The organism is Hamadaea tsunoensis DSM 44101 (assembly GCF_000428945.1).
GTDB classification, from domain to species: Bacteria; Actinomycetota; Actinomycetes; order Mycobacteriales; family Micromonosporaceae; genus Hamadaea; species Hamadaea tsunoensis.
Genome location: NZ_AUAX01000003.1, coordinates 527,141 through 548,567 on the forward strand (window position 1 = coordinate 527,141; position 21,427 = coordinate 548,567).

The 21,427-nt window shown below is 69.9% G+C and carries 21 protein-coding genes, 2 tRNA genes and 1 pseudogene; 9 read left to right on the forward strand and 15 right to left on the reverse strand.

What is annotated here, in order from left to right:
- The first annotated feature begins 64 nt into the window (after window positions 1-64).
- The gene (locus G401_RS0107425; RefSeq protein WP_027342004.1) at window positions 65-430 is read left to right on the forward strand and encodes a MerR family transcriptional regulator; all 366 of its coding nucleotides are present in this window, start codon (window positions 65-67) and stop codon (window positions 428-430) included.
- A complete protein-coding gene (gene trxA, locus G401_RS0107430; RefSeq protein ID WP_027342005.1) occupies window positions 411-734 on the forward strand; it encodes a thioredoxin in 324 nt (107 codons plus the stop codon). Before G401_RS0107425 ends, trxA begins: the two co-directional genes overlap by 20 nt.
- Here the strand turns inward: trxA and G401_RS0107435 are convergent.
- Window positions 721-1,335 (reverse strand): TetR/AcrR family transcriptional regulator, encoded by a 615-nt coding sequence (locus G401_RS0107435; protein WP_027342006.1) that lies wholly within the window; start codon window positions 1,333-1,335, stop codon window positions 721-723. The two genes, trxA and G401_RS0107435, sit on opposite strands and share 14 nt — an antisense overlap.
- Window positions 1,336-1,413: 78 nt before the next feature.
- On the opposite strand from G401_RS0107435, the gene G401_RS0107440 reads away from it, so the two are divergent.
- Window positions 1,414-2,097 carry a carboxymuconolactone decarboxylase family protein gene (locus G401_RS0107440; RefSeq protein WP_027342007.1) on the forward strand — a complete coding sequence of 228 codons (684 nt, stop codon included), beginning with the start codon at window positions 1,414-1,416 and terminating at the stop codon, window positions 2,095-2,097.
- Window positions 2,098-2,148: 51 nt separating this feature from the next.
- On the opposite strand, the gene G401_RS0107445 is transcribed toward G401_RS0107440, so the two are convergent.
- From G401_RS0107445 to G401_RS0107470, 6 genes are all read right to left on the reverse strand, one after another.
- Window positions 2,149-4,257 carry a hypothetical protein gene (locus tag G401_RS0107445; protein ID WP_157545408.1) on the reverse strand — a complete coding sequence of 703 codons (2,109 nt, stop codon included), beginning with the start codon at window positions 4,255-4,257 and terminating at the stop codon, window positions 2,149-2,151.
- A 116-nt stretch (window positions 4,258-4,373) separates the two neighbouring features.
- On the reverse strand, window positions 4,374-4,814 hold the full coding sequence (gene tadA / locus G401_RS0107450; protein ID WP_051366330.1) for a tRNA adenosine(34) deaminase TadA: 441 nt from the start codon (window positions 4,812-4,814) through the stop codon (window positions 4,374-4,376).
- Window positions 4,814-5,362: a tRNA adenosine deaminase-associated protein gene (locus G401_RS0107455; RefSeq protein WP_027342010.1), complete on the reverse strand. Its 549-nt coding sequence runs from the start codon at window positions 5,360-5,362 to the stop codon at window positions 4,814-4,816. Before G401_RS0107455 ends, tadA begins: the two co-directional genes overlap by 1 nt.
- 137 nt (window positions 5,363-5,499) lie before the next feature.
- Window positions 5,500-5,664, reverse strand: coding sequence for a hypothetical protein (locus G401_RS56655; RefSeq protein ID WP_169734153.1), 165 nt, complete (start codon window positions 5,662-5,664; stop codon window positions 5,500-5,502).
- A 69-nt stretch (window positions 5,665-5,733) separates the two neighbouring features.
- Window positions 5,734-6,030 carry a hypothetical protein gene (locus tag G401_RS0107465; protein ID WP_027342011.1) on the reverse strand — a complete coding sequence of 99 codons (297 nt, stop codon included), beginning with the start codon at window positions 6,028-6,030 and terminating at the stop codon, window positions 5,734-5,736.
- A gap of 6 nt (window positions 6,031-6,036) precedes the next feature.
- On the reverse strand, window positions 6,037-7,026 hold the full coding sequence (locus G401_RS0107470; protein ID WP_027342012.1) for a prephenate dehydrogenase/arogenate dehydrogenase family protein: 990 nt from the start codon (window positions 7,024-7,026) through the stop codon (window positions 6,037-6,039).
- A 61-nt stretch (window positions 7,027-7,087) separates the two neighbouring features.
- On the opposite strand from G401_RS0107470, the gene G401_RS0107475 reads away from it, so the two are divergent.
- A complete protein-coding gene (locus G401_RS0107475) occupies window positions 7,088-8,209 on the forward strand; it encodes an outer membrane protein assembly factor BamB family protein (RefSeq protein WP_169734154.1) in 1,122 nt (373 codons plus the stop codon).
- A gap of 147 nt (window positions 8,210-8,356) precedes the next feature.
- Here G401_RS0107475 and G401_RS0107480 read toward each other — a convergent pair whose 3' ends face one another.
- Entirely contained in the window at window positions 8,357-10,186 is a 1,830-nt protein-coding gene (locus G401_RS0107480) for a M48 family metallopeptidase (RefSeq protein ID WP_027342014.1), read from the reverse strand.
- 114 nt (window positions 10,187-10,300) lie between these two features.
- On the opposite strand from G401_RS0107480, the pseudogene G401_RS44115 reads away from it, so the two are divergent.
- A pseudogene (locus G401_RS44115) lies at window positions 10,301-11,065 on the forward strand (PHP domain-containing protein); the annotation flags it as partial.
- 118 nt (window positions 11,066-11,183) lie between these two features.
- Here the strand turns inward: G401_RS44115 and G401_RS44120 are convergent.
- Window positions 11,184-12,131: a DMT family transporter gene (locus G401_RS44120; protein ID WP_034590905.1), complete on the reverse strand. Its 948-nt coding sequence runs from the start codon at window positions 12,129-12,131 to the stop codon at window positions 11,184-11,186.
- Window positions 12,132-12,298: 167 nt separating this feature from the next.
- On the opposite strand from G401_RS44120, the gene G401_RS0107495 reads away from it, so the two are divergent.
- Complete coding sequence (locus tag G401_RS0107495; RefSeq protein WP_027342015.1) at window positions 12,299-13,969, forward strand: DUF885 domain-containing protein; 1,671 nt, start codon at window positions 12,299-12,301, stop codon at window positions 13,967-13,969.
- Window positions 13,970-14,050: 81 nt separating this feature from the next.
- Here G401_RS0107495 and G401_RS55635 read toward each other — a convergent pair whose 3' ends face one another.
- Both G401_RS55635 and G401_RS0107505 read right to left on the reverse strand, forming a co-directional pair.
- Window positions 14,051-15,532, reverse strand: coding sequence for a DUF6114 domain-containing protein (locus G401_RS55635; RefSeq protein ID WP_027342016.1), 1,482 nt, complete (start codon window positions 15,530-15,532; stop codon window positions 14,051-14,053).
- A 100-nt stretch (window positions 15,533-15,632) separates the two neighbouring features.
- Window positions 15,633-16,274: a DUF6230 family protein gene (locus G401_RS0107505; protein ID WP_027342017.1), complete on the reverse strand. Its 642-nt coding sequence runs from the start codon at window positions 16,272-16,274 to the stop codon at window positions 15,633-15,635.
- 567 nt (window positions 16,275-16,841) lie between these two features.
- On the opposite strand from G401_RS0107505, the gene G401_RS0107510 reads away from it, so the two are divergent.
- Both G401_RS0107510 and G401_RS0107515 read left to right on the forward strand, forming a co-directional pair.
- Window positions 16,842-17,063 (forward strand): winged helix-turn-helix domain-containing protein, encoded by a 222-nt coding sequence (locus G401_RS0107510; RefSeq protein WP_407636832.1) that lies wholly within the window; start codon window positions 16,842-16,844, stop codon window positions 17,061-17,063.
- 135 nt (window positions 17,064-17,198) lie between these two features.
- Window positions 17,199-17,888, forward strand: a complete 690-nt coding sequence (locus tag G401_RS0107515; protein ID WP_027342019.1) for a helix-turn-helix domain-containing protein — start codon at window positions 17,199-17,201, stop codon at window positions 17,886-17,888.
- 20 nt (window positions 17,889-17,908) lie between these two features.
- On the opposite strand, the gene G401_RS0107520 is transcribed toward G401_RS0107515, so the two are convergent.
- From G401_RS0107520 to G401_RS0107535, 4 genes are all read right to left on the reverse strand, one after another.
- Window positions 17,909-18,301 carry a VOC family protein gene (locus tag G401_RS0107520; RefSeq protein WP_084556933.1) on the reverse strand — a complete coding sequence of 131 codons (393 nt, stop codon included), beginning with the start codon at window positions 18,299-18,301 and terminating at the stop codon, window positions 17,909-17,911.
- Between the two features lie 138 nt (window positions 18,302-18,439).
- Window positions 18,440-18,512, reverse strand: a tRNA-Arg gene (locus tag G401_RS0107525).
- A gap of 91 nt (window positions 18,513-18,603) precedes the next feature.
- Window positions 18,604-18,693: transfer RNA gene (locus G401_RS0107530), tRNA-Ser, on the reverse strand.
- A gap of 121 nt (window positions 18,694-18,814) precedes the next feature.
- Window positions 18,815-19,927, reverse strand: coding sequence for a globin domain-containing protein (locus G401_RS0107535; RefSeq protein ID WP_027342021.1), 1,113 nt, complete (start codon window positions 19,925-19,927; stop codon window positions 18,815-18,817).
- A gap of 62 nt (window positions 19,928-19,989) precedes the next feature.
- Here G401_RS0107535 and G401_RS0107540 point away from each other — a divergent pair, with 62 nt between their 5' ends.
- Window positions 19,990-20,721 (forward strand): CPBP family intramembrane glutamic endopeptidase, encoded by a 732-nt coding sequence (locus G401_RS0107540; protein WP_245601642.1) that lies wholly within the window; start codon window positions 19,990-19,992, stop codon window positions 20,719-20,721.
- The last annotated feature ends 706 nt before the right edge of the window (window positions 20,722-21,427 follow it).

Here is a 21,427-nt window from a genome sequence, read left to right on the forward strand (position 1 = left end):
AAATATTCTTGTGACGGCCTTCACACTGGCCCTGACACCGACGTCAAGGTTTACGTTGGGCCGTATGCGCATCAGCGAGCTGGCGGAGCTGGCCCGGACGAGTCCGCGGACGCTGCGGTACTACGAGCAGCAGGGCCTGCTCAGCACCCGGCGTACCGCCAACGGGTACCGCGAGTACGACGACGTCGACCTGCGGCTGGTCCGCGAGATCCGCTCGCTGCTCGACATCGGCTTCAGCCTCGAGGACACCCGGCCGTTCGTGGAGTGCCTGCGCGCGGGCCACGAGACCGGCGCGGAATGCCCCGCCTCGACCGAGGTCCTCGTCCGCAAGCTCGCCGACCTGGACACCTGCATCGACCGCCTGCACGAGGTACGCGAACGCGTACGCCAAGAGCTCGAAAGGATCAACGATGACTGCCCTTGTGACTGACGCGACCTTCGCCGACGAGGTTCTCGCCAGCGACGTCCCGGTGCTGGTCGACTTCTGGGCCGAGTGGTGCCCGCCGTGCCACCGGATCGCCCCCGTCCTCGACGAACTCGCGGGCGAGTACGCCGGCCGCGCCCGCATCGTGAAGATCAACGCCGACGAGAACCCGGCGGCGACCCGCGCGTACGGGGTGCAGTCGATGCCGACGCTGCTGATGTTCCGGGGCGGCGAGGTGGTCTCCGCGATGATCGGGGCACACCCGAAGCCGCGGCTGCGCGCCCAGCTCGACAGCGCTATCGCGGGCTGATCCCGACCAGCTTGGCCAGAAAGCGGTCCAGCTGCTCGCGCGCCGGCGGCCACGGCAGGTCCGGCTCGTTGATCCGCTGCGCCAGCATCCCGTTCACCGCCGTCCGCAGATCGATCGCCGCCTGCCGGGCGTCGCCCGCCGGCGCGAGGCCCGCGTCCATGCAGGCCTGAACCCCGTCGACCGTACGCGCGACCATCACTTCCTTGAACGGCATACCGAGCCGCCGGTGCACACCACTCTCGTGGAGCACCTTGTAGAGGCCCGGATGCCGCTGCGCCCAGTCGACCTGGGCCAGGATCCGCGCCCGCAGCCCGGCCGCCGCGTCGGGCTGCGTGGCGGCGGCCTCGTCACCGTGGCGTACCAGTTCCTCGTGGCACCGGGCCATCGCGGCCAGGACCAGCGCGTCCCGATCCGGGAAATGCAGATAGATCGAGGTCGCCGCGATCGGGATCGCCCGTGCGACCGCCCGTAGCGACAGCTTCTCGTCGTCGGCCAGCTCGTCGAGCATGCGTACGGCGGTGTCCACGATCTCATCGCGGAGTCGGTCGCCCTGGCCGCGGGCGTTGCGGCGGCGTACGGCGGCGGTCTCGGTGTCCTCCATGGCCTTGCCAGCATAGCCGAACACCCTTTAGGCTACGCCTGTAGCGCTACAGTCGTTCACCTAAGAGGAGGCTTCATCATGACCGTCGCCACGGCTCCTGAAACCGACGCCCTGCTCGACCAGATGGGTGCGGCCACCGTGCGGCACGTCTGGGCGATCCCGGAGCTCTCCGATCGCGAGAAGGTCTTCCTGCTCGTGGTCGCCGACATCTGCCAGCCCGCCCTCGGCCGACCCTTCGAACTGCACGTACGCCGAGCCCTGGCGTCGGGAATGTCCACTGCGGACCTGCGGGCGCTGATCAGCCTGGTGTCCTACGATGCGGGCTACCACGCGGCGCTGGCCGCGATGGACCGGCTGGCCGAGATCGAGACGGCGCTCGACCTGCCGCGATCCGCGAGCGAGCAGCTGTCGTCGGAGCTGACCGAGTTCGGGCCGGACGCGCCGGCGAGCCCGCTGCCCGAGGCCGTGCAGACCCAGCTCGCCCAGCTCGACGAACACTTCCTGGATCACTTCCGGCTCCAGTCGCGGATGCGTACGCCGACCGGCCCAGGGACGCTCAGCATCCGCGAGCGGGCGTTCGCCACGATGAGCGTCGACGTGCACTACCAGACGCTGGAGGAGTCCTTCGAGATCCACGTGGGCCGCGCGCTCGGGGCCGGGGCGACACCCGACGACGTCCGCGCGGTTCTGCGGTTCAACGCGATGTTTGGGACGACCCGGGCATGGCGGGCGTGGAAGGCGCTGAACCGGATCCTCGCCTGAGAACACGAACCGGGGCCGGCGTACGCGTACGCCGGCCCCGGTCGAGCTTGATCAGAGAACGTGCAGGACGGGTGGGGAGATCACCGGGTGCGGGTTCAACCCGGCCGTCCGCAGACCTTGCCCGACGGCAGTGCTGGGATCGAAGTCGGAGAAGTAGAACGACCCCACGACGTCCACCACGAGGTTCGTGTCGCCCGCGTTGTTGTAGAGGTCGAACGCGCCCGGCGAGCTGATCTCGACCATCGCGGCGTTGGGCACGATCTGACCGGGTACGGCGTTGAGCGTACTGACCGTCGGCCGGGCGAAGCCGTCGCACCAGGCCGAGACGTAGGTCGCCTTCGTCGGGGCCACCGCCGTGACGTTGAGCGCCAGGGCTTGGGCGTTGCCGGCCAGCACCGCGGCGGACGGCGTGATCTTCGCGGTCTTGGCCGGGCCGAGCGCCACCGGGTGGCCGAGCCCCGTGCGGGTGTCGACGATGCGGGTCGGGTCCATCGGAGTGAAGCGCATACCGGCCCCGAGGGTTCCGTCGTCGTAGATGCCGAAGAGGTCGACGATCACGTCGGTCTTGGCCGAGGTGTAGACGCCGAAGGAGCGCGGATAGCTCGATTCCGGGCAGTCCCCGGTGAACATGCACGGGTTGGCCTGCACCACGGACATGTTCGGAACGGTCTTGCCCTTGCCGTAGTTCACCGTCGACGCCGTCGGGATCCCGCCGGACACCCCGTTCCACGTCGTGAGGTAACCGGCCGCCGAGGGATTCACCGCGGTCACATTGACGGCGAACGCGGTGAGGTGGGCGTTGTCGTAGGGGCCGAAATCGATCGAGAGCGTCAGGTACGACCCCGCGGGCATCTTCTTGCCCTTCAAGGCGGTACGCGTGTCCACCAGCCGCTCCGGCGTCATCGGGTGGTACTCGCTGGTGACGCACCGCTGACCGAACTGGCAGAGTCCTTGGGAGATGGCGTCACCCGCGGCGTAGAAGCCGATGATGTCGACGATCAACTGGATCGTCCCGGTGTTGTTGTAGAAGGCGACGTTCTCGCCCGCGCCCGTCGCGACGGTGACGGAGTTGGAGCCGGTCCAGCCTTTCGGGAAGTTGAGCGAGGAGGCCAGCGGCCGCGGCCGCCCCGCCGGGAAGGCCGTGACGAAACCGGGTGCGGTGGCCTGGGTGACGGTCACGTTCAGCACGACCGCACCGACCGCACCGACCGGCGCGAAGCCGTTGTTGGCGTGGATGACGGCGGTCTGCCCGGCGGTCAGTCCGCCTTTCGGCAGGCCCCTGCCTTCGCGGGTGTCCACGAGCCTGATCGGATAGAGCGGGATGAACGTTCCCCGGAGGCTCTTCTTGACGTAGGAGGTCATCGCGACCACCCGGTGTACGCCCAGCGCGTCCGGCAGATCGAGCCAGGCCTCGTGGGCCATGGCCTTGGAGTCGTCCGCGGCGACCGTCACCGTGCAGGTCTGGCCGTAGCCGATCGAATTGCCGGCACAGGTGTCGCCGGTGATCCGGAAGCCGTCGGCGCCACCGCCCGCGACGGTCGCCGATCCGAACGCGACGGGGTCGCTGCCGGCGCCCGTCAGGGTCACCGTCTGCGCGGGAATCCCTTCACCGGCCGCGCCCTGGAAGCGCAGCGGCGCCTTGTCGGCGGTGACGACGCGGTAGCCGATCGTGGAGTTCCAGCGCACCTCGCCGTGCCCGCCGCCGAGACAGTAATCGGAGCCCGGTGCGTAGTCGAAATCGGCGGCGAACGAGGTATCCGTCAGTTCGAGAATCCGCACGGTTCCGGTGGACTTCGGACCGCAGCCGCCGACACCGGTTGGGCCACCGCCCAGATACAGGGTCGCGTGCGTCGCGTCGCCGTAGGAGTCGACGAACGGGTACGTGCCGACGGCGAGCGACGAACCGTTCGGCGCCGTGACCCAGAAGTGGAGGCCCTGTCCGTGGTCGGACGCGCCGAGGGAAAAGAAGGAGGCGCTGCGACTTGGCTGGTCGAAGGATTTGTCGGACGGCGTCCAGGCGAGTGAACCGTTCATGCCCGTAGCCGTGATGGCCGTGTACGGCGCGGTCGGTGCCGGTGGGAGGGCGGCGTGGGCGGCGGGCGCGAAGGCCAGCGCCGCGAGGCCCACGACGCCCGCGAGAAGGGTGCGAGATGCGCGCAAGATGAGAACCCCGTGCCAGTCATGGAAGTGCGGAACAACGCACGGTAGTCCCGCCCCGGACAGACCTTCAAGATCTTTTCGGTCGAGGTACGGGGCTGGACGGGCAGCGCCGGCGATCAGCGGAAGAAATCCCGGAGCAGGGCGCCGCATTCGTCCGCGAGAACCCCCGCGTACACCTCCGGCCGGTGGTTCTGCCGGCGGTCGCGCAGCACGTCCCAGAGCGATCCGACCGCCCCCGTCTTCGGTTCCCAGGCGCCGAAGACCACAGTGGATATCCGGGCGAGCGTGATCGCGCCCGCGCACATCGTGCAGGGTTCGAGGGTGACGACGAGCGTACAACCGTCCAAATGGGAGCTTCCGAGCGCGGCGGCCCCCCGGCGGATCGCGACGATCTCGGCGTGGGCGGTCGGGTCGGTACCCGCCTCACGCTCGTTGTGACCGGTCGCGAGTTCGGTGAGGTCCGGGCCGAGCAGCACCGCGCCGACGGGTACGTCGTCGCCCGCCGCGGCGGCCACCGCCAGGGCCCGGCGCATCCACGCCTCGCGGGCCGCCGGCATCACCCTTCGCGCAGTTCCTCGACCTCGTCGGCGCAGCCGATCACCTGGCAGATCTCGGCCGTCACGTCGGCCGGCAGGAGGCCGTCGGTGCCGCACAGGTCGAGCAGCATGTGGGCCGAGATGCCGAGATCGGCCAGCAGGTCCGCGTCGCCGATCGGGTTCACGCTGGGGTCGGCGGCCGGGCGTTCCTCGGCCGGCTCCTCGTCCGATTCCTCCGCGAACTCCTCGTCGTCCAGCGCCTCGGCCGGCTCCAGGGCCGGCTCGACGGCGCCGAGGGTGAGGTCGCCGAGCAGCAGCTTGCCCAGCCGCGACTCGTCCACGAAGGCGGAGTCCGAGCCGAACAGGCGCAGGTCCTCGCCGTCGTCCAGGCGAAGGATGGCCAGGTAGAGGTCGTCCGACTCGACGAACAGCAACGAGGCCGAGGCGTTCAGATCCACGTCACGCAGCCGGTCGGCGACGTCCTCGACGTCGGCGGCGTTGGTCAGGTCGAGCTCGCTGGCGGTCCAGCCGGAATCGCCCCGGACCACGGCGACGGCAAAGTGCGACACGGTCGTCATCCTTGAAGGTCAGCTCCTGCCGCCGAACACCACGGCGACCTGTAGTGACAGTATCCGGTGGCCTTCGGGGCACCGTGAGGGCCACCCGGTCATCCGGTCGTTTCGCGCCGCTCCGACCCGCGGACGGGTCAGCCGGCCAGTCGGCGCCGCACGGCGATGAGCTCCCGCAGGCGGACGTCCCGAGCACGTCGGGGTACCAGGCGGACGCGCACCGACTTCGCGTCGGCGAGCTCGCTCAGCAACTGAATCCGCCGGCGCCGGCGTTCGGGGTCGAGCCGCTGCAGCGTCCACACGGACGTGAGATTGCCCTGTGTTCGAGACCGGCGTCAAGCCCACTTCAGCGACCGCGTCGACACCCAGGGTCACCACAACGGCCAGGTTCCCATCTGCGCCCAGGTGAGCACGAGAGCGAGCGCCGTACTCGACCATCCGATCGCCAGTGCCACCGCGATGCCCGCCGCCACCCCGCGATCTCCGTGCCGGGCGAGGGCGAACGCGGCCGCCCACGCGAAGGCACCCGCCGCGAGCATCCACCACGCGTACGCGACGAGGTCGGCGGCGAGCGCCCCGAAACCGGCCAGCCACACGGCGGTGGCGACCAGCCCGGCCATCACGGCGGTCGGGCGTACCGGGTGCGGCTCGCGGAGTGTCGGCCTCATGCCCTCCTAACGCGCGGGACGGACGGCGGTGACCGTACGCCGGTCCGCGGCTACGTCGATGATCCAGCCGCCTACTCCGCCCAGCCTACCGAGCACGTCGGCCCGCGCGGGCAAGTCGATGGAGTCTCCGGCGAGAGCCGGCCAGTGCGTACGCGCCTCGTGGCCGGACCGCAGCCACTCGGCCGTGTCCTTGAGCGGGTTCCTGCGGCTGAGCACGGTGCCCACGTTCTCCAGCGACGCCATGACGGCATCGAGCGCGGTCGTCACCGCGGCGGCGTTCCCGGCGCACATCGCGGCCACGAGGTCGGGGCGGGTCGCGGCGACCCGGGTGCCGTCGCGGAACGAACCGGCGGCGAGCGTACCGGCCAGGGGGTCGCCGGTGATCTGGGCGGCGATGGCGGCCGCGAGGAGGTGCGGCACATGGCTGATCCGGGCGACGGCCGCGTCGTGCAACTCGGCGGTGGTCGGCACCACCCGCGCCCCGAGCGAGGTGATCAGGGCGGCCAGCTCCAGCCAGTCCGGCAGCGAGGTCTCCTTCTCCAGGCAGAGCACCCAGGCACACTGCGTGAAGAGGTAGGGGTCGGCGGCGTCGAAGCCCGACTGCTCGCGCCCGGCCATCGGGTGGCCGCCGACGAACCCGGCCAGCGGCGTGGCGGCCCGGCGGAGGCGGTCGGCGACGAGCTCGCGTACGGGGCCCTTGACGCTGGTCACATCGGTGATCAGACCGGTGTAGCCCGCGTCGACCAACTCGTCGAGGACGCCTGAGACGCCCGGCATCGGCACCGCGATGACGACCAGGTCCCGGCCCCGGGCCGACTCGCCGACCGAGGCGGCCACCTGCCATCGCTGGTCCGCCGGGGCCTTCGCGGCCGCCGTGCGGGCGGTCGCGCGTACAGCCGGATCGGCGTCATAGGCGAGCAGCTGATGGCCGGCAGCGGCGAGCGCGCGCAGCAGAGATCCGCCGATGAGACCGAGACCCACGACCGCGATGTTCACGACGGAAGCGTGCCACAGGCGCGGCCGTTGCCGCGCCCGGGTCGTTGGACCCTTTATGCCCGTGATTGCACCGATGTTGCTGGCCGCGGCCCTCGCCGCCGTCCCCGCCCCCGCGCCCGTACGCGCGCAGCCGCTGGCCGGCGTGACCTTCGACGGAACGATCCAGACGGTGGCCTACCGCGGCGACCGGATATACCTGGGTGGCGACTTCACCCACGCGATCGACCGCGGCGGCCGGCTCGTCGCGCGGACCCGGCTGGCGGCGGTCGACGCCCGGACGGGCCAGCTGCTGCCCTGGAACCCGAGCGCCGACGCCCGCGTACGCACGCTGGCCGCCAACGCCGCCGGTGTGTTCGTCGGCGGCGACTTCGGGCAGATCAACGGGGTCGGCCGCGACTCACTCGCCCGGCTCGACCCGGACACGGGCGCGCTCAGCCCGCTCTTCAAGCACTCCATCTACGGCCATCCGCACACGATCGCGCTCACCGGCACCACCCTGTACCTCGGCGGCACCCTCACCCTGGTGGACAACCAGCCGCGCGGCCGGCTCGCCGCGTTCGACCTGGCCACCGGCGCGCTCCTCACAGCCTGGAAACCGCAGGCGCAGAACGCCGTCAACGCGATCGCCGTCAGCGGCGACCGGCTGATCCTCGGCGGGGCCTTCGAGAACATCGGCAACATTCCGGGTACGCGTCACCTCGCGGCCGTCGACGCGCAGACGGGCGCTGTGCGGCCGGCGTTCCACGCATCCGTCGCGTACACGGTCGACAATGTGACCCTGGCCGGCGGCGCCCTGTACGCGGCGGTCGGCGGCAAGGGCGGCCGCGCGATCGCGATCGACCCGGCGACGGGCGAGACACGCTGGACGCTGACCGCCGACGGCGACGTTCGCGCGGTCGTCCGCATCGGTGACCGGATCTACGTCGGCGGCCACTTCGACGCGATCTGCGGCTCGGACAAGGTCGGCGACAAGGGTGTCTGCAAGGAGGGCTCGACGCCGCGGATCAAGCTCGCGGCGGTCGACGGCGCGGGTCGGCTACTGCCCTGGCTGGCCGACGCCAACGGCATCCAGGGTGTCGAGGCGATGGCGGCCAACCCGGCGCTGGGAGTGTTCGCGGCCGGCGGCTCGTTCACCACGATCAACGGCGCCGTCCAGCGCCGCTTCGCCCAATTCCAGCCCTGAGTGCCCGCTCGCGCTCCCGCTCCGCGGCCAAGATCTGGTTTGGATCAGGGTTTTGCACGTAATCATGGCCCATGATTCGGGTGATTTCCCTGATCCAAACGGGATCTTGGCGAGCCAGGGGCGAGCGCGGGCGCGAGCGGGCGGCAGTCAGGCCGTGGGGAGGCGGCGGGCGTTTACCTGATTGAGGATCTCCAGGAGGACGTCCCGGCTCTGCTTGTGCAGAAGCTCGGCAGACCACGCCTCCTTCAGCTCGATCCGGTTGCCGTCGTGCAGCACGAGGGTCGCCCGCAGCGGCACCGGCTTCTCGATCTCCACCGCCGTGACCACTTCGAACGGCAGGAAGTAGTTGCGCTGGGCGAGGTCGGCCACCGGCGCGGACTGGAGCAGCCGGATCAAGCGGTTCTTGCCGTCGTCGGACTTGCCGGCGCCGTTGACCAGGATCAGCCCGTTGTCGAGGATCAGCACGTCACTCTCGGCGCCGTTGACCTTCGTGTTGGCGATCCCGCCGATGATCTCGGCCTTCTTCGCCGTCGCGGCCGCCTCGACGACCCGCGCCTCGTCCACGCGTACGCCGAGGGCGGCCAGCTGCGCTTTCGCCTGGGCGATCGTGAGCGAGTCCGCCGCCAGCGCGGCCAGCGGGGCGATGTCGAGCGGCTGGCCCTGGGCCGTCACGAGGTCGCCCATGCTCGTCCAGGAGTGCCGCCAGGATGCGGCGCCGCTGCGTACCGCCGCGAGGGTCAGGAGCGGCTGGAGGAGCTGGGGCAGGGTCGCACCCGGGAAACCGGCGGCCAGCTGGGCGCCCCGGCCGGCCTCGATCGCGTACAGGACGTCGGTCAGGCCCGCCTGGCGTACGCCGAGCGCGCGGGCGGCCTGCCGGAAGATGTCGTCCGCCGCCTCCTGTACGCGAGCCGTGTTGGCCACATTGGTCAGTTCGTTCCAGTCCCCCGAGACCTGGCGGCCGCTGGCGACGACGGCCGACTGGAGCGTCTCGCCGAGCTGGTCGAGCGCGGGGATCAGGGTGGCCGACAGGCGCGTGTCCTCGTGCAGCACGACGGGCGGGAGCTGGCCGATGCGGCGTACGCGTTCGGTGATCGGCGGGTGCGTGTCCCACACCGACTTGTCCTCGTGCGGCGGGTTGGACCGCAGCGCGCCGAGTTCCCCCTGCCGGGCCGCGCTCATCTCGTAGAAGCCGCGGAACAGGTCGCGCGGCAGGAAACCGGCCTCGGCCGTCGGCCCGACGTAACGGGAGAAGTAGAAGCCCCAGGCGGCCTCGATCACCGGCAGCTCGGCGAGGGCGGTCGTGGTGGCGCGGGTGCCCGCGACGCGTACGGCGATCTGGTCCGCCTCGCGCTCCTGCATCCGCGAGGCCGCGTTGTCCACCAGCAGATACAGCCGCCCGTACGCGCAGAACGGCCAGCTGATCAGGCTGCCGCCGAGGTGGCCGAGGGCGCCGCCGATGGCGAGCCGGCCCCGGAACGCGATGGCACCGAGCCGGGTGTGCGCGTTCGAGTAGTGCCCGAGCTCGTGGCCGATGACCGCGCGGAACTGGCTGACGTTCAGGCTCAGCAGCAGCGGCATGCCGATGTAGAGGTGCCGGCGTCCGCCGATGAGCCCCAGCAGCTGCGAGTCCTCGGAGACGGCCGCGTTGACCTCGGGGATGATCCGGATGTCGTCCGGCGGGCGGGTGCCGGCCGCCTGGGCGAGCGTACGCACCTCGTGCCACAGCTCCGGCGCCCGGTACGCGTCGACCAGCACGCCGTCCGGCTCGGTGGGCTTGAAGAACAGGGCCTGCTTCGCGCCCACGATGATCGCGCCGCCGACGCCGATGATGAGGATCAGCGCGAGCTTGATCAGGGCGTGCGCGTGCATGGCGGCCCAGATGCCGACGAAGACACCGAGCCCGAGCAGCACGAGCGCGAAGACGAAGAAACCGGCCAGCATCACGAGGCTGGCCAGAGCGCGCAGGCGGGCGACCATGATTCACTCCTCCCCCGGAAAGACGTCAGCACGATACGGCCCGCCGACCGCCCCCACAATCCCGTCCGCCCCGCCCTGTGGACGGCGGCCGCCTAGGGTGGAGCCATGGATGGGCTGCGGGCGGCGCTACGCGGGGACTGCCACATGCACACGGACTGGTCCGACGGCGGCGACTCGCTGAATGACATGGTCGGCGCCGCGGCCGCCCGCGGCCACGACTACGTGGTGGTCACCGATCACTCCCCGCGGCTCACGATCGCTCATGGCCTGTCCGCCGAGCGGTTGCGCAAGCAGCTCGACGCGATCGACGAGATCAACGCTGCGCTGGCGGGGACGGGGTTTCGCGTACTGACCGGGATCGAGGTGGACATCCTCGCCGACGGTACGCTCGATCAGGACCCTGAGCTGCTCGCCCGGCTGGACCTGGTGGTCGGATCCGTCCACAGCGGACTGAAGGACGACCGCGCCACCATGACCCGGCGGATGGTCGCCGCGCTCGCCGACCCCCACCTCGACATCCTCGGCCACTGCACGGGCCGCAAGCTCCGGGTCAAGACCGACGAGGCGCACGCCGGCAGCCGGTGGCGGCCGCCGAGCCAGTTCGACGCCGGCCGGGTGTTCGCCGCGGCGAGGAAGCACGGCAAGGCGATCGAGATCAACTGCCGGCCCGACCGCCGGGATCCGCCCAGCGAGCTGCTGGCCAAGGCCGCCGACGTCGACGGCCTGCTGTTCTCGATCGACACCGACGCGCACGCGGTCGACCAGCTGGACTGGCTGGAGCTGGGCTGCGAGCGGGCGGAGAAGTCGGGGATCACCGCCGACCGCGTCGTGAACACGATGCCGGCCGACGACCTCCTCGCCTGGTGCGCCTCCCACTGACCGCCCCGCCACCCCGCTACCCCGCCACCCCGCCGATCTTGCGCGAACGCCCCGAATTTCGCGGCTATTGCCCGAAAGGCCCGGACATTCGCGCAAGATCGTCGCGAGCGGGACGGCGTTACGCCAGGGCCTGGTCGGCGGCGACCGCCCGGCGGGGGATGCGGATCAGCCCTTGCGACACCGCCACGCCGAGGAGGACGACCGCCGCGCCGACCGGCTCGTTCCAGCCCAGGTGCTCGTTGAGGACGATCACTCCGAGGACCGTCGAGAACACCGGCACCAGATAGGTCACGAAGGCCGCCGTCGACGCCCCGGCCAGCGTGATCGTACGCATGTTGAGCGCGAACGCGATCCCGCTGCCGAACACGCCGAGCACGACCACCGACCCGATGACGCTCCACGACAACCCGCCCACCGCCGGCGGGAGCCCGTCGACGAGGAAGGCCGCCGGCACGATCGCGACCGTCGCCACCACCGATTGACCGGCGGCGACGGAGATCCCGGAGACGCCGCGGCCGATCAGGAACCGCTTCACGTACGGAATGGAGATGCCGTAGCAGAGCGCCGCCGCCGCGCACATGAGCTGCCCGGACAGGCCGGAACCGGAGACGTGCCAGACGCCCATGACGGTGAGCACGCCCGCGAACCCGATCGCGAGACCGGCCGCGGCCCGGCCGCTGAACCGCTCGGTCCGGTACGCGAACACGGCGAACGGCAGCACCCACAGTGCCGTGGTCGCGTTCCAGATTCCCGCGACCAGGCTCGGTACGCGCTCCTCGCCCAGCGGGAACAACGCGAACGGGATGGCGATCCCCACGACGCCCGGCACGATCTGGTGCAGCCAGAACCAGCCCTGCCGGGGCAGCCGCTGCCGCATGAGCAGCATGATCACAATGAGCGTGGCCGCCCCGATGGCCACCCGGTACGCGCCGACCCAGAGCGCCGGCAGCTCGCGTACGCCGATCTTGATGAACAGGAAGCTGGCACCCCAGATCGCGGCGGTCGCGAAGAAGGAGGGCAGCCACGCGGAGGCGGCGCCGGAGTCAGGGGCGGAAGCGCTTTTCACTCCTGACACGATGCCAGCGGCGGCGGCCGGTTGTCTCGCGGATTTCGGCCACGTGAGCAACAACATCCGGCCAGCCGCAGCCCAAGATCGGCAAGGGGTGCCGTTAAGGGTGCCCGCGAGGGTATTACACCTGCATGGGCGGGGTGATTTCGGCTAGGTTCGACGCCATGGGACGGATTGACGACATCGCCAACCGCTACGTGGACGAGTGGGCCCCACTCAGCCCGATCGGCGCCACGTACGTCGGTATCGGCGGACACGACGACAGACTCGACGACCTCTCCCCGGAGGGGTTCGCCGCGCAGGCGGAGCTCACCCGGCGGACGGTCGCGGAACTCGACATGACGCCACCGGAGAACGACGCCGAGTTCGTCGCCCGCGAGGCGATGCTCGAACGGCTCAACCTCTCCCTGGCCCGCTACGACGCCGGCGAGGAGACCAGCGAGATCAACGTGATCTCGAGCGCGGTCCACGGCGTACGCGGAATCTTCGATCTCATGCCCACGGAGGGCGACGAGGCGGCGGAGAACATCGCGGCGCGCATGGCCGCGATCCCGCACGCGTTCGCGGACTACCAGCGGACCCTGCTGGGCGCGGCGGACGCCGGCCACATCTCCAGCCGGGTGCAGATGATCGAGGTCGCCAAGCAGTGCGACGTCTGGACCGATCCGGCGGGTGACGACTTCTACCGCGGCCTGGCCCGGCGGGTCGGCGCGGAAGGCGCTCTCGGCGCGCGGCTGGCCGAGGCGGCCGAGGCCGCGACCGCGGCGACCGCCGAGTTCGGCGAGTTCCTGCGTACGCAGATGGCCCCGCGCGGCCGCGAGAAGCAGGCCGCGGGCCGTGAGCGGTACGCCCTCGCGTCGCAGTACTTCCTCGGCGCCAAGATCGATCTCGACGAGACGTACGCCTGGGGCTTCGAGGAGCTGCACCGCCTGGAGACCGAGATGCGGGCGGTGTCGGCCGACATCGCCGGACCGGGCGCCTCGATCGACGACGCGGTCGCGAAGCTGGACGCCGACCCGAAGTACACCGTCGCGGGCAAGGAGAACTTCCGCGAGTGGATGCAGGATCTCGGCACCAAGGCGATCGACGAGCTGAACGGCAAGCACTTCGACATCCCCGAGCCGGTACGCCGGATCGAGGCGTGCCTCGCGCCGACCTCCGACGGCGGCATCTACTACACCGGTCCGAGCGAGGACTTCAGCCGCCCCGGTCGCATGTGGTGGGCGGTGCCGCAGGGCATCGACACCTTCTCGACCTGGCGTGAGGTCACGACGGTCTACCACGAGGGCGTACCCGGCCACCACCTGCAGGTCGCGCAGACGGCGTACCGGGCCGACCTGCTCAACCGCTGGCAGCGGCTGCTCGCCTGGTCGTCCGGGCACGGCGAGGGCTGGGCCCTGTACGCCGAGCGCCTCATGGACGAGCTGGGCTACCTCTCCGACCCGGCCGACAAGCTCGGCATGCTCGACGGCCAGGCGTTCCGGGCCGCCCGCGTCATCGTCGACATCGGCATGCACCTGGAGCTGGAGGTCCCGAAGGACAACCCCTTCGGCTTCCACCCCGGCGAGCGCTGGACGCCGGAGCTCGGCTGGGAGTTCATGCGCGCGCACTGCCGCGTACCGGACGAGAACCTGCGCTTCGAGCTCAACCGCTACCTCGGCTGGCCGGGCCAGGCGCCGTCGTACAAGGTCGGCGAGCGCATCTGGCTTGCGGCCCGCGCCGACGCGCAGGCCCGCAAGGGCGCCGACTTCGACCTCAAGGCCTTCCACCGCGACGCCCTCAACCTCGGATCGCTCGGCCTCGATCCGCTCAAGGCCGCGCTCGCCCGCCTCTGATCTCCCGTGTACGCGTGAAAGCGGGCCCCTCCTTCACGGAGGGGCCCGCTTCTCGTTCGTGGCCGGGTGCTCGCCGTCGGTTCAGGAGAACTCGGTGACGAGGCCTGGTCCGGTGAGGATGTCGCTGTTCACCCAGACGAGCTGGATGTCGGGGTCGGAGAAGAAGATCAACGGCAGCGGGATCGCCGGCGGCAGGTTCGTGGGCGTGTAGTCGACCGGGATGAGGCCGAGCAGGTTGCCCTTGAACTCGCTCGTGTAGAACACGACGTTGTCCTTGACCGTGAGCTTCCGGGTGCTGATGTCGATCTCGCGGGAACCGTAGACGTGCAGGTTGAAGTTGTCGGTGACGGACGAGTCCATCGTGAACTTCAGAACCGTGATCTTGCCGGTGTCCGTCGGCAGGTCGACGACGCCCTGGAAGACCAGGTTCGTCATGGTGACGAGCGTGCCCGTCATGCGCGACGGCTTCACGCCCACGTTCGGCTGGCCGGCCGCCGCCAGCAGGTGCTTGGCCGTGGCCGACGGGCTCGCGCTCGGCGAGGCCTGGCAGGACGGCGTGCGGCGGGTCGGCGCGGCCGGCTTCTTGCTGGCCGCCGGCTTTGTCGATGTCGCGGCCCTGGGCGTGGTCGCCGCCGCCGGGGCGGAGGCGGACGGCTCGGCCGCCGCCTGCGCCTTCGGCGTACTCGACGACTTGCCGCCGGTCACGAGGCTCACCAGACCGCCGACGATCTGCTGCAGCAGGTTCGGGCTCGGCGACGCGCTCGGCTCCGCGGCCGACGCGCTCGGCTGCGGCGCCGTGCTGGTCTCGGCCGAGGTGCTCGGCTTCGGCACCGTGGCCGACCTCGTCGGTTTCGGTGCCTTCGTGGCGGTCGCGGTACTGGTCGGGCAGCCGGCCGCGTACGCGGGCTCGGCTCCCCGGGCGGCGACGATCCCGACCGCGACCAGCAGCAGGGGAATCATGGTGATCCCGAGCAACCGGCCTCGTCCGGATCCTTCGTCCGCCCCGTTGCGCTGCGCCGGCACCTCGTCCGGCGTGGCGGCCCGAGGTCCGCGGCCGTCGGCGTCGATCAGTTCCTCGATGCCCACGGCATGCCGCGGAGTGTGCTCGTCGGCAGCGGATCCGGCCGGGTCGTCGTCGCCGTCGAGCGCCGCGTCGATCCGGTCGGCCGCACCGGTGCCCCGGGGCGGCGCCGGCGACCACGCGAAGATCATCGCGCCGCCGATCATGCCCAGGATGGTGCCGACGAACCAGCCGCCGAAGTTCACGCCGATGAGGGCGTACACCGCGATGACCGGCACGAGCAGGCCGTAGAAGTGCCGCTGGGCCGGCGTGAACCAGGCCAGGAATCCCGCGAAGACGAGGGCCAGCGGGATGACGTAGGCCTGCATCCCTTCCATGCCGACCTTGATGTCCATCTCACCGATGGACTGCTGGGTGGAGCTGAAGATCTCGATTCCGGCCAGGATCGAGAGCAGCCCACCCCAGAACGGGCGTCCGCGCCGCCACGCGGTGAAGCGCCGCCAGAGGCTGGGCTTGGCGGTGCCGGTGTCGGCCGTGGTCACTGTCGTCCTCCTACGTGCGGCCAGACCGGTACGCCGTCGGCGTACCGGGCCCGGAAAGCGGTGAGGAGGCCCGGCGATCGTCCGGGCCCCCTCGCGGCGATCACGGGATGTCGGTGTCCGGGAAGCACTCCGCGGAACCCGGCACGAGCTGCATCGTCAGGCCGTTCAGCGCGAACGTGCCGGCGGACGTGGTGTACGCGCGCTGCTTGACGTTCGTGATGTCCACCGAGTCGGCCTCCTGGCCGAACGCGCCGGGCATGCCGACCGAGCCGGGCGTGCCGCCCTTGGTCAGCGCCGACGCGTCGGTGCCGATGTTGATCGAGTGGAACGTCGCGTCACCGCCCAGGAAGTCCATGCCGATGAGCAGGTTGTCGGCGGTCGCCGGGGTGCCGCTGCCGCCGGCCTTGATGACCAGCGTCACCGAGCCGCCCCACGGGAGCGGCTGGACGACGGACTGGCACAGGTTGGTCAGCTCCGCGTGCTTGATGGCCGCCGCGGCGACGGCATGCGGGGTGCCGTCCTTCTTGTAGTACGCCGAGCCGTACTGGCTGAACCCGTCACCGTGCAGGTTGCTGGCCGAGATCTTGAAGCTCTGGCCGGACACGTTCATGGCGACCGGTACGGAGCCGTTGGCCACACCGGCCATGAGGCCACCGGCGGCGACGGCCGCCGGTACGACGACGGCTGCGAACCGCCGCCACCTGGTGCGCCCCTGCACCAGGTCGCCGTTCGAGTCCTTCACTAGGGTCCTCCTCGAAAAGGTCCGCATCCGTCACGCGCGCGTACGGCTCTGCGGAAGCCGGAGGGAGCGCGACGAGACGATGGCGGCTCTGTTGTGTCACGCATGTTTCCCCGTGGCGACATAGGTCACAAGCCCTGTAGCTACTCGCCAGTAACTGAATCGGTCGCCCATGATCGCAAACGATGACGGAACGTTACGTGAACGGGTCTCGTGATTCGGGAGCGACCGATATTTCCGGACAGCGCTCCACGGATTTGATCACTTTCTGTTAACCCGCGAGTAGTTATAACAACTTGATAACGCGAGACGGTCTTCATCTGCGTATCGGACGCTCGGACGAGGCGTAGCAAGCCCCTCGGCTACCCCCGGGTGTTCGTCCGTTTACCGGCAATGACCAGGAGGCGGACAGCTTGTTGAATGCGCAACTATCAATATGTGCGGCTCCGACGGGGTTCGCGGGCCTTTCCTGAGTCGTTCCCCATCGACCAGGTTAAGGGGCTTCCGGTAGTTGATTGAACCTCAGTGACAGTGATCTACTACTCGGGCGAGCCTGTCAGGGAGATGAAGATGACCGCGAAGTACGTGAAGCTTGCGGACACGATCCGTGAACAGATCAAGTCCGGCGAGCTCCGCCCCGGGGACAAGCTGCCGTCCATTTCTCAGCTACGCGAAGAATTCGGCATCAGCTACGGCTCGGTGCGCGGCGCGATGCTGGTCCTCAAGGCGGAGGGTCTGATCGAGGGCCGACAGGGCGAGGCAGTCTATGTCAAGGAGCGCGACGCTTCCTGAGAAGCCGTCCTTCCCACGAGACATGGAAGGCCCGCCGCGAATCGCGGCGGGCCTTCGTCGTTCCGGGCCGCCGCTGTCGCCGCGGATCGCTGTCGCCCCGGCCGGAATGTCGCCCCGTGGTGGGACCCTGTTCTCATGTACGCCGAACGTCCCGCCGCCCTCCCCGGCGCCTTCGCCTGGCGCTCCGAGGTGCCCGCGTCGGGCCTGTCCGGACGGGTGCTGCCGGACGGCTGCCTGGATCTGCTGTGGGCGGACGGCCGGCTGCTCGTCGCCGGGCCGGACACGATGGCGTACCGGCCGGTGGCCAGGGCGGGTGCGCGGTTCGCCGGGCTGCGGTTCGCACCGGGCGCGGCCTTCGCCGCACTGGGCGTACCGGCGGTGGAGCTGAAGGACCGGCGGGTTCCGCTCGACGCGCTCTGGCCGGCCGCCGTCGTCGCCACGCTCACGGATCAGGTGGGCAGCGCCGCCGATCCGGCCGCCGCCCTGGAGCAGATCGCCGTCGGCGCTGTGCGCGGGGACGGCGCCCCCGATCCGGCCGTCGGGCACATCGTCGCCGCGCAGCGGGCCGGACTGTCCATTGCCGACACGGCCGGCCGGCTCTCCCTCAGCGAACGGCAGCTGCACCGGCGCTGCCTCGACCTGTTCGGCTACGGACCGAAGATGCTCGGCCGCGTGCTGCGGCTGCGGCGAGCGGTGGCCCTGGCCGGTCGAGGGACCGCGTTCGCCCAGGTCGCCGCCGTCGCCGGATACGCCGACCAGGCCCACCTGTCGCGCGACGTCCGCGCCCTGGCCGGGGTCACGCTCGGTGAGCTGATCCGGGACTGACCCGCCGACGCGACAGCGGCTCAGCTCAACGGGGCGAACAGGTCCACTCCGTTGCCGTCCGGGTCGCGGAGCGTGGCGTACCGCTGGCCCCAGAAGGCGTCCCAGGGCTCCTGATGCCCCGCGTATCCGCCCTCGACCATGTGCCGGTAGGTCTCGTCGACGGCGGCCGGCGACTCGCACAGGAAGGCGAGCGCGATCCGGTGCCCGCCGGCCGGCGGCGTCCACCGGGGGTCGATCTCGGAGATGAGCTTGGCCGTGTCCCACGAGATGCGTACGCCGCCCGGCAGGGTCAGATCCACATGCGGCTCGTTCTCCGCCCCCGCGGGGATGTCGAGCCCGAGCCGGCGGTAGAAGGCGAGCGAGGCGGCGAGGTCCGCGGCGACCAGGCCGATCATGTCCAGCTGAGGTTTCATGTCCTCACCGTAGGAGCCCGGCGGGCCGGCCGTCTTGAACGAATCGGACGCCGTGCCGCGGTTACGCGCAGCGGGCAGGTAAAGCGGGGCGGGCAAACAAAGAGGCCCCCCATCCTTCGCGGATGGGAGGCCGTGCTGTGCGCCCGAAGGGACTCGAACCCCTAACCTTCTGATCCGTAGTCAGATGCTCTATCCGTTGAGCTACGGGCGCTCAGTGCCCGCTCAGTCTACACAAGGTCGACCCAGCGGACTAATCGGGTTTCCCCGGCCACACGGGAGCAAACAACACTCCCGCGGGGCAGCGGAGGCTCGGGGATTTGAACCCCGGATGGGCGTTAAACCCAAACCGCATTAGCAGTGCGGCGCCATAGACCGGACTAGGCGAAGCCTCCTCGACGATCGCGAGATCGTCGCCGGACGAGAATACCTTGCGGCCTCGGTCGGGGCAAAGCGACTAACGGGATACGGCGGCAGATCTGCCCGACGTGTCGTAGGTCACCCCCGCGGACCGGCCTAATAGTCGTTGAAAGCATCGTATTTGACCCGGGTCGACGGGACCTGGAGTTCGGCGAGGGCGCGCAGCGTCGCGCGGATCATCGCCGGCGAGCCGGACACGAAGAAGTCGTGGTCCTGCCAGGGTCCGTAACGGCGTACGACGTCGCTGAGCAGGCCCTCCTCGCCACCCCAGCCCGAATCGTGCGAGCACGCCGGCATGAGCGACAACCACGGGTACGCCTGTGCCAGCCGCTGCAGGTCCGGCAGGTCGTAGAGATCGTCGCGGTCGCGGGCGCCGAAGAAGACGTGCACCCACCGGTTCCGGTTGAAGGTCGCGAGGTCCTCGATGACCGCCTTGATCGGCGCCAGCCCGGTCCCGCCCGCGACGCAGACCACGTCCCGCGTCGAGCGCCGGTCGACGTACATGCCGCCCATCGGAGCGGCCAGCCGGATCAGGTCGCCCGGCTGCGTACGCCGGACGAGCGCGCCGGAGACCCAGCCCGCGCCGAGCTGGCGTACATGGAAGTCGAGGGTGCCGTCGGGGCGCGGCGCGTTCGCGATCGAATAGGTACGCCACACCCTCGGCTGGTACTTCGGGCATTCGAGGCTGACGTACTGGCCGGGCCGGAAGTCCAGCGGGCCGAGCGGGCGGACCCGCAGCATGGCGATGTCCTTGCTGCGCCGCTCATGCGCGACGACCTCGGCGTAGACGAAGGCCGGCCCGGTGTCGGCCTCGGCGCCGGAGAGCATCTTGCGCGCGATGATGTCGTATGCGTCCCGCCACGCCTGGTCGTACTCGGGCGTCCACTGGTCGCGCCCGAAGATCCGCAGCGCTTCGAGCAGGGCCGCCCCGACGACCTCGTACTGCTCGGGAACGACCTGGAACTTGCGGTGGTCGCGGCCCAGCGACTTCAGGTACTCGTCGAACCGCTCGGGATCGTCGACGGCCTGCACGGCGTTGACGATCGCGCCCAGCAACCGGGCGCGCTGCACGTCCATCGTGACCGGGAAGAGGTCCCTGACCTCAGGGCGCCCCAGGAAGACACGGGCGTAGAAGTAGCCGGCCAGCTTGTCCTGCTCCTCCTCGACGAGGGCCCAGGACTCCTTCAACAACCGCTGCAGATCGGACACGTAACGACACTGACGACGAGAAGTGACGGGTGAGCGGACTCTTTGTGCGATAGTGCGAGATCGTGGAGAACGTTGTCGCCCGCCGGCGTACGGAACTGCTGCTCGTGCTGGCCCTGTCGCTCGGCCAGTCAGCCGTTTACTCCATAGTGGACATAGTCGCGAAGCTCACCCGCGGCCCGCTGTCCGGCCAGACCACCGCCCTCAACACCCAGGCGAGCCCCCGGGCTTGGCTCGACATCACGTACCAGCTGCTGGGCATCTTCTTCGCGCTGGTCATCGTGGGGATGGCGTACCACCTGCTGGGCCGGGACCCCGGGCGCCCCAGGCTCGTCCTCGGCCTCACCCCGCGCCGGCTCGGCTTCGACTTCGGCGGCGGCGCCCTGCTCGCGGCCGTGATCGGCCTGCCCGGACTCGCGTTCTACTACTTCGCCGTCTGGCTCGGCATCAACACCGAGATCAGCACGTCGGGCCTTCGGCAGGCTTGGTGGGCGGTGCCGATCCTCATCCTGTCCGCCATCCAGAACGCCATCCTCGAAGAGGTCATCGTCGTCGGGTACATGATCACCCGGCTGCGGCAGATGAAGTGGTCGGTCCCGGCCACGATCGCGGCGAGCTCGATCCTGCGCGGCAGCTACCACCTCTACCAGGGCTTCGGCGGATTCCTCGGCAACGTCGTCATGGGAGTGGTGTTCTCGCTGGTCTTCCTGCGCTGGCGGCGGGTGGGCCCGCTGATCGTGGCGCACTCGCTCCTCGACATCGTGGCGTTCGTCGGATACCAGCTCTTCCTCTCCTGAAGATCGAATTCATTACAAGATCAAATTCTTGTCCCGGGTTCGTCGATCTCACCTCCGCTCCTCCACCCGAGATGCTCGACGATCTTGCGCGAATGCCCCGAATTTCGTCCGGTGTACCCGGACTGCCCGAACATTCGCGCAAGATCGTCGACCGCTGGGAAGATCGGGGCCTGGCTGGTCGGGGCTTTGTCGCGACTGTCCGCTGTGGCCGGCTCGACGGATCGGCTGGGCGACCGGGATGCTGGGCGGCTGGGCGGCTGGGTGGTGATCGTTCGCGGTGGGGATGTAGTTTTCGACCCCGTCCCCTCGATCCAATACGGCTGGGATGTAGGTAAGGCCGACTTCTTGCATCCCCATCGCTGTAGATCTTGGGCGAGGGGTGCGTTTTGACATCTCGGTCGCTGTGGATCGCGTCTAAGCAGTCCCGCCGACGGCCAACGTCCGGGATGCGGGAACGATCTTCCGCCGGGTGGGCGCCGGGTGCTGATTTCTTGATCGATTGCGGCTGGGGTGTAAATCCGGCCCGATCTGCATGATCGATGACGCGTCAGGTGCAGCAGAAGCCGGTCAACGCGCTTCAGAACCGTAATCGATCATGCGTCGGGTGGCGGTTTCCGCGCCACGGCCGTCAACGATCACCCCGCGGTCGACGATCTTGCGCGAATGTTTGGGCATTCCGGGTACACCGGACGTAATTCGGGGCATT

Coding starts and splice junctions, on each gene's coding strand:
- G401_RS0107425 (WP_027342004.1), top strand. CDS start 65: ATGCGCATCAGCGAGCTGGCGGAGCTGGCCCGGACGAGTCCGCGGACG.
- trxA (WP_027342005.1), top strand. CDS start 411: ATGACTGCCCTTGTGACTGACGCGACCTTCGCCGACGAGGTTCTCGCC.
- G401_RS0107435 (WP_027342006.1), bottom strand. CDS start 1,335: ATGGAGGACACCGAGACCGCCGCCGTACGCCGCCGCAACGCCCGCGGC.
- G401_RS0107440 (WP_027342007.1), top strand. CDS start 1,414: ATGACCGTCGCCACGGCTCCTGAAACCGACGCCCTGCTCGACCAGATG.
- tadA (WP_051366330.1), bottom strand. CDS start 4,814: ATGCCGGCGGCCCGCGAGGCGTGGATGCGCCGGGCCCTGGCGGTGGCC.
- G401_RS0107465 (WP_027342011.1), bottom strand. CDS start 6,030: ATGAGGCCGACACTCCGCGAGCCGCACCCGGTACGCCCGACCGCCGTG.
- G401_RS0107480 (WP_027342014.1), bottom strand. CDS start 10,186: ATGGTCGCCCGCCTGCGCGCTCTGGCCAGCCTCGTGATGCTGGCCGGT.
- G401_RS0107495 (WP_027342015.1), top strand. CDS start 12,299: ATGGGACGGATTGACGACATCGCCAACCGCTACGTGGACGAGTGGGCC.
- G401_RS0107510 (WP_407636832.1), top strand. CDS start 16,842: ATGACCGCGAAGTACGTGAAGCTTGCGGACACGATCCGTGAACAGATC.
- G401_RS0107515 (WP_027342019.1), top strand. CDS start 17,199: ATGTACGCCGAACGTCCCGCCGCCCTCCCCGGCGCCTTCGCCTGGCGC.
- G401_RS0107520 (WP_084556933.1), bottom strand. CDS start 18,301: ATGAAACCTCAGCTGGACATGATCGGCCTGGTCGCCGCGGACCTCGCC.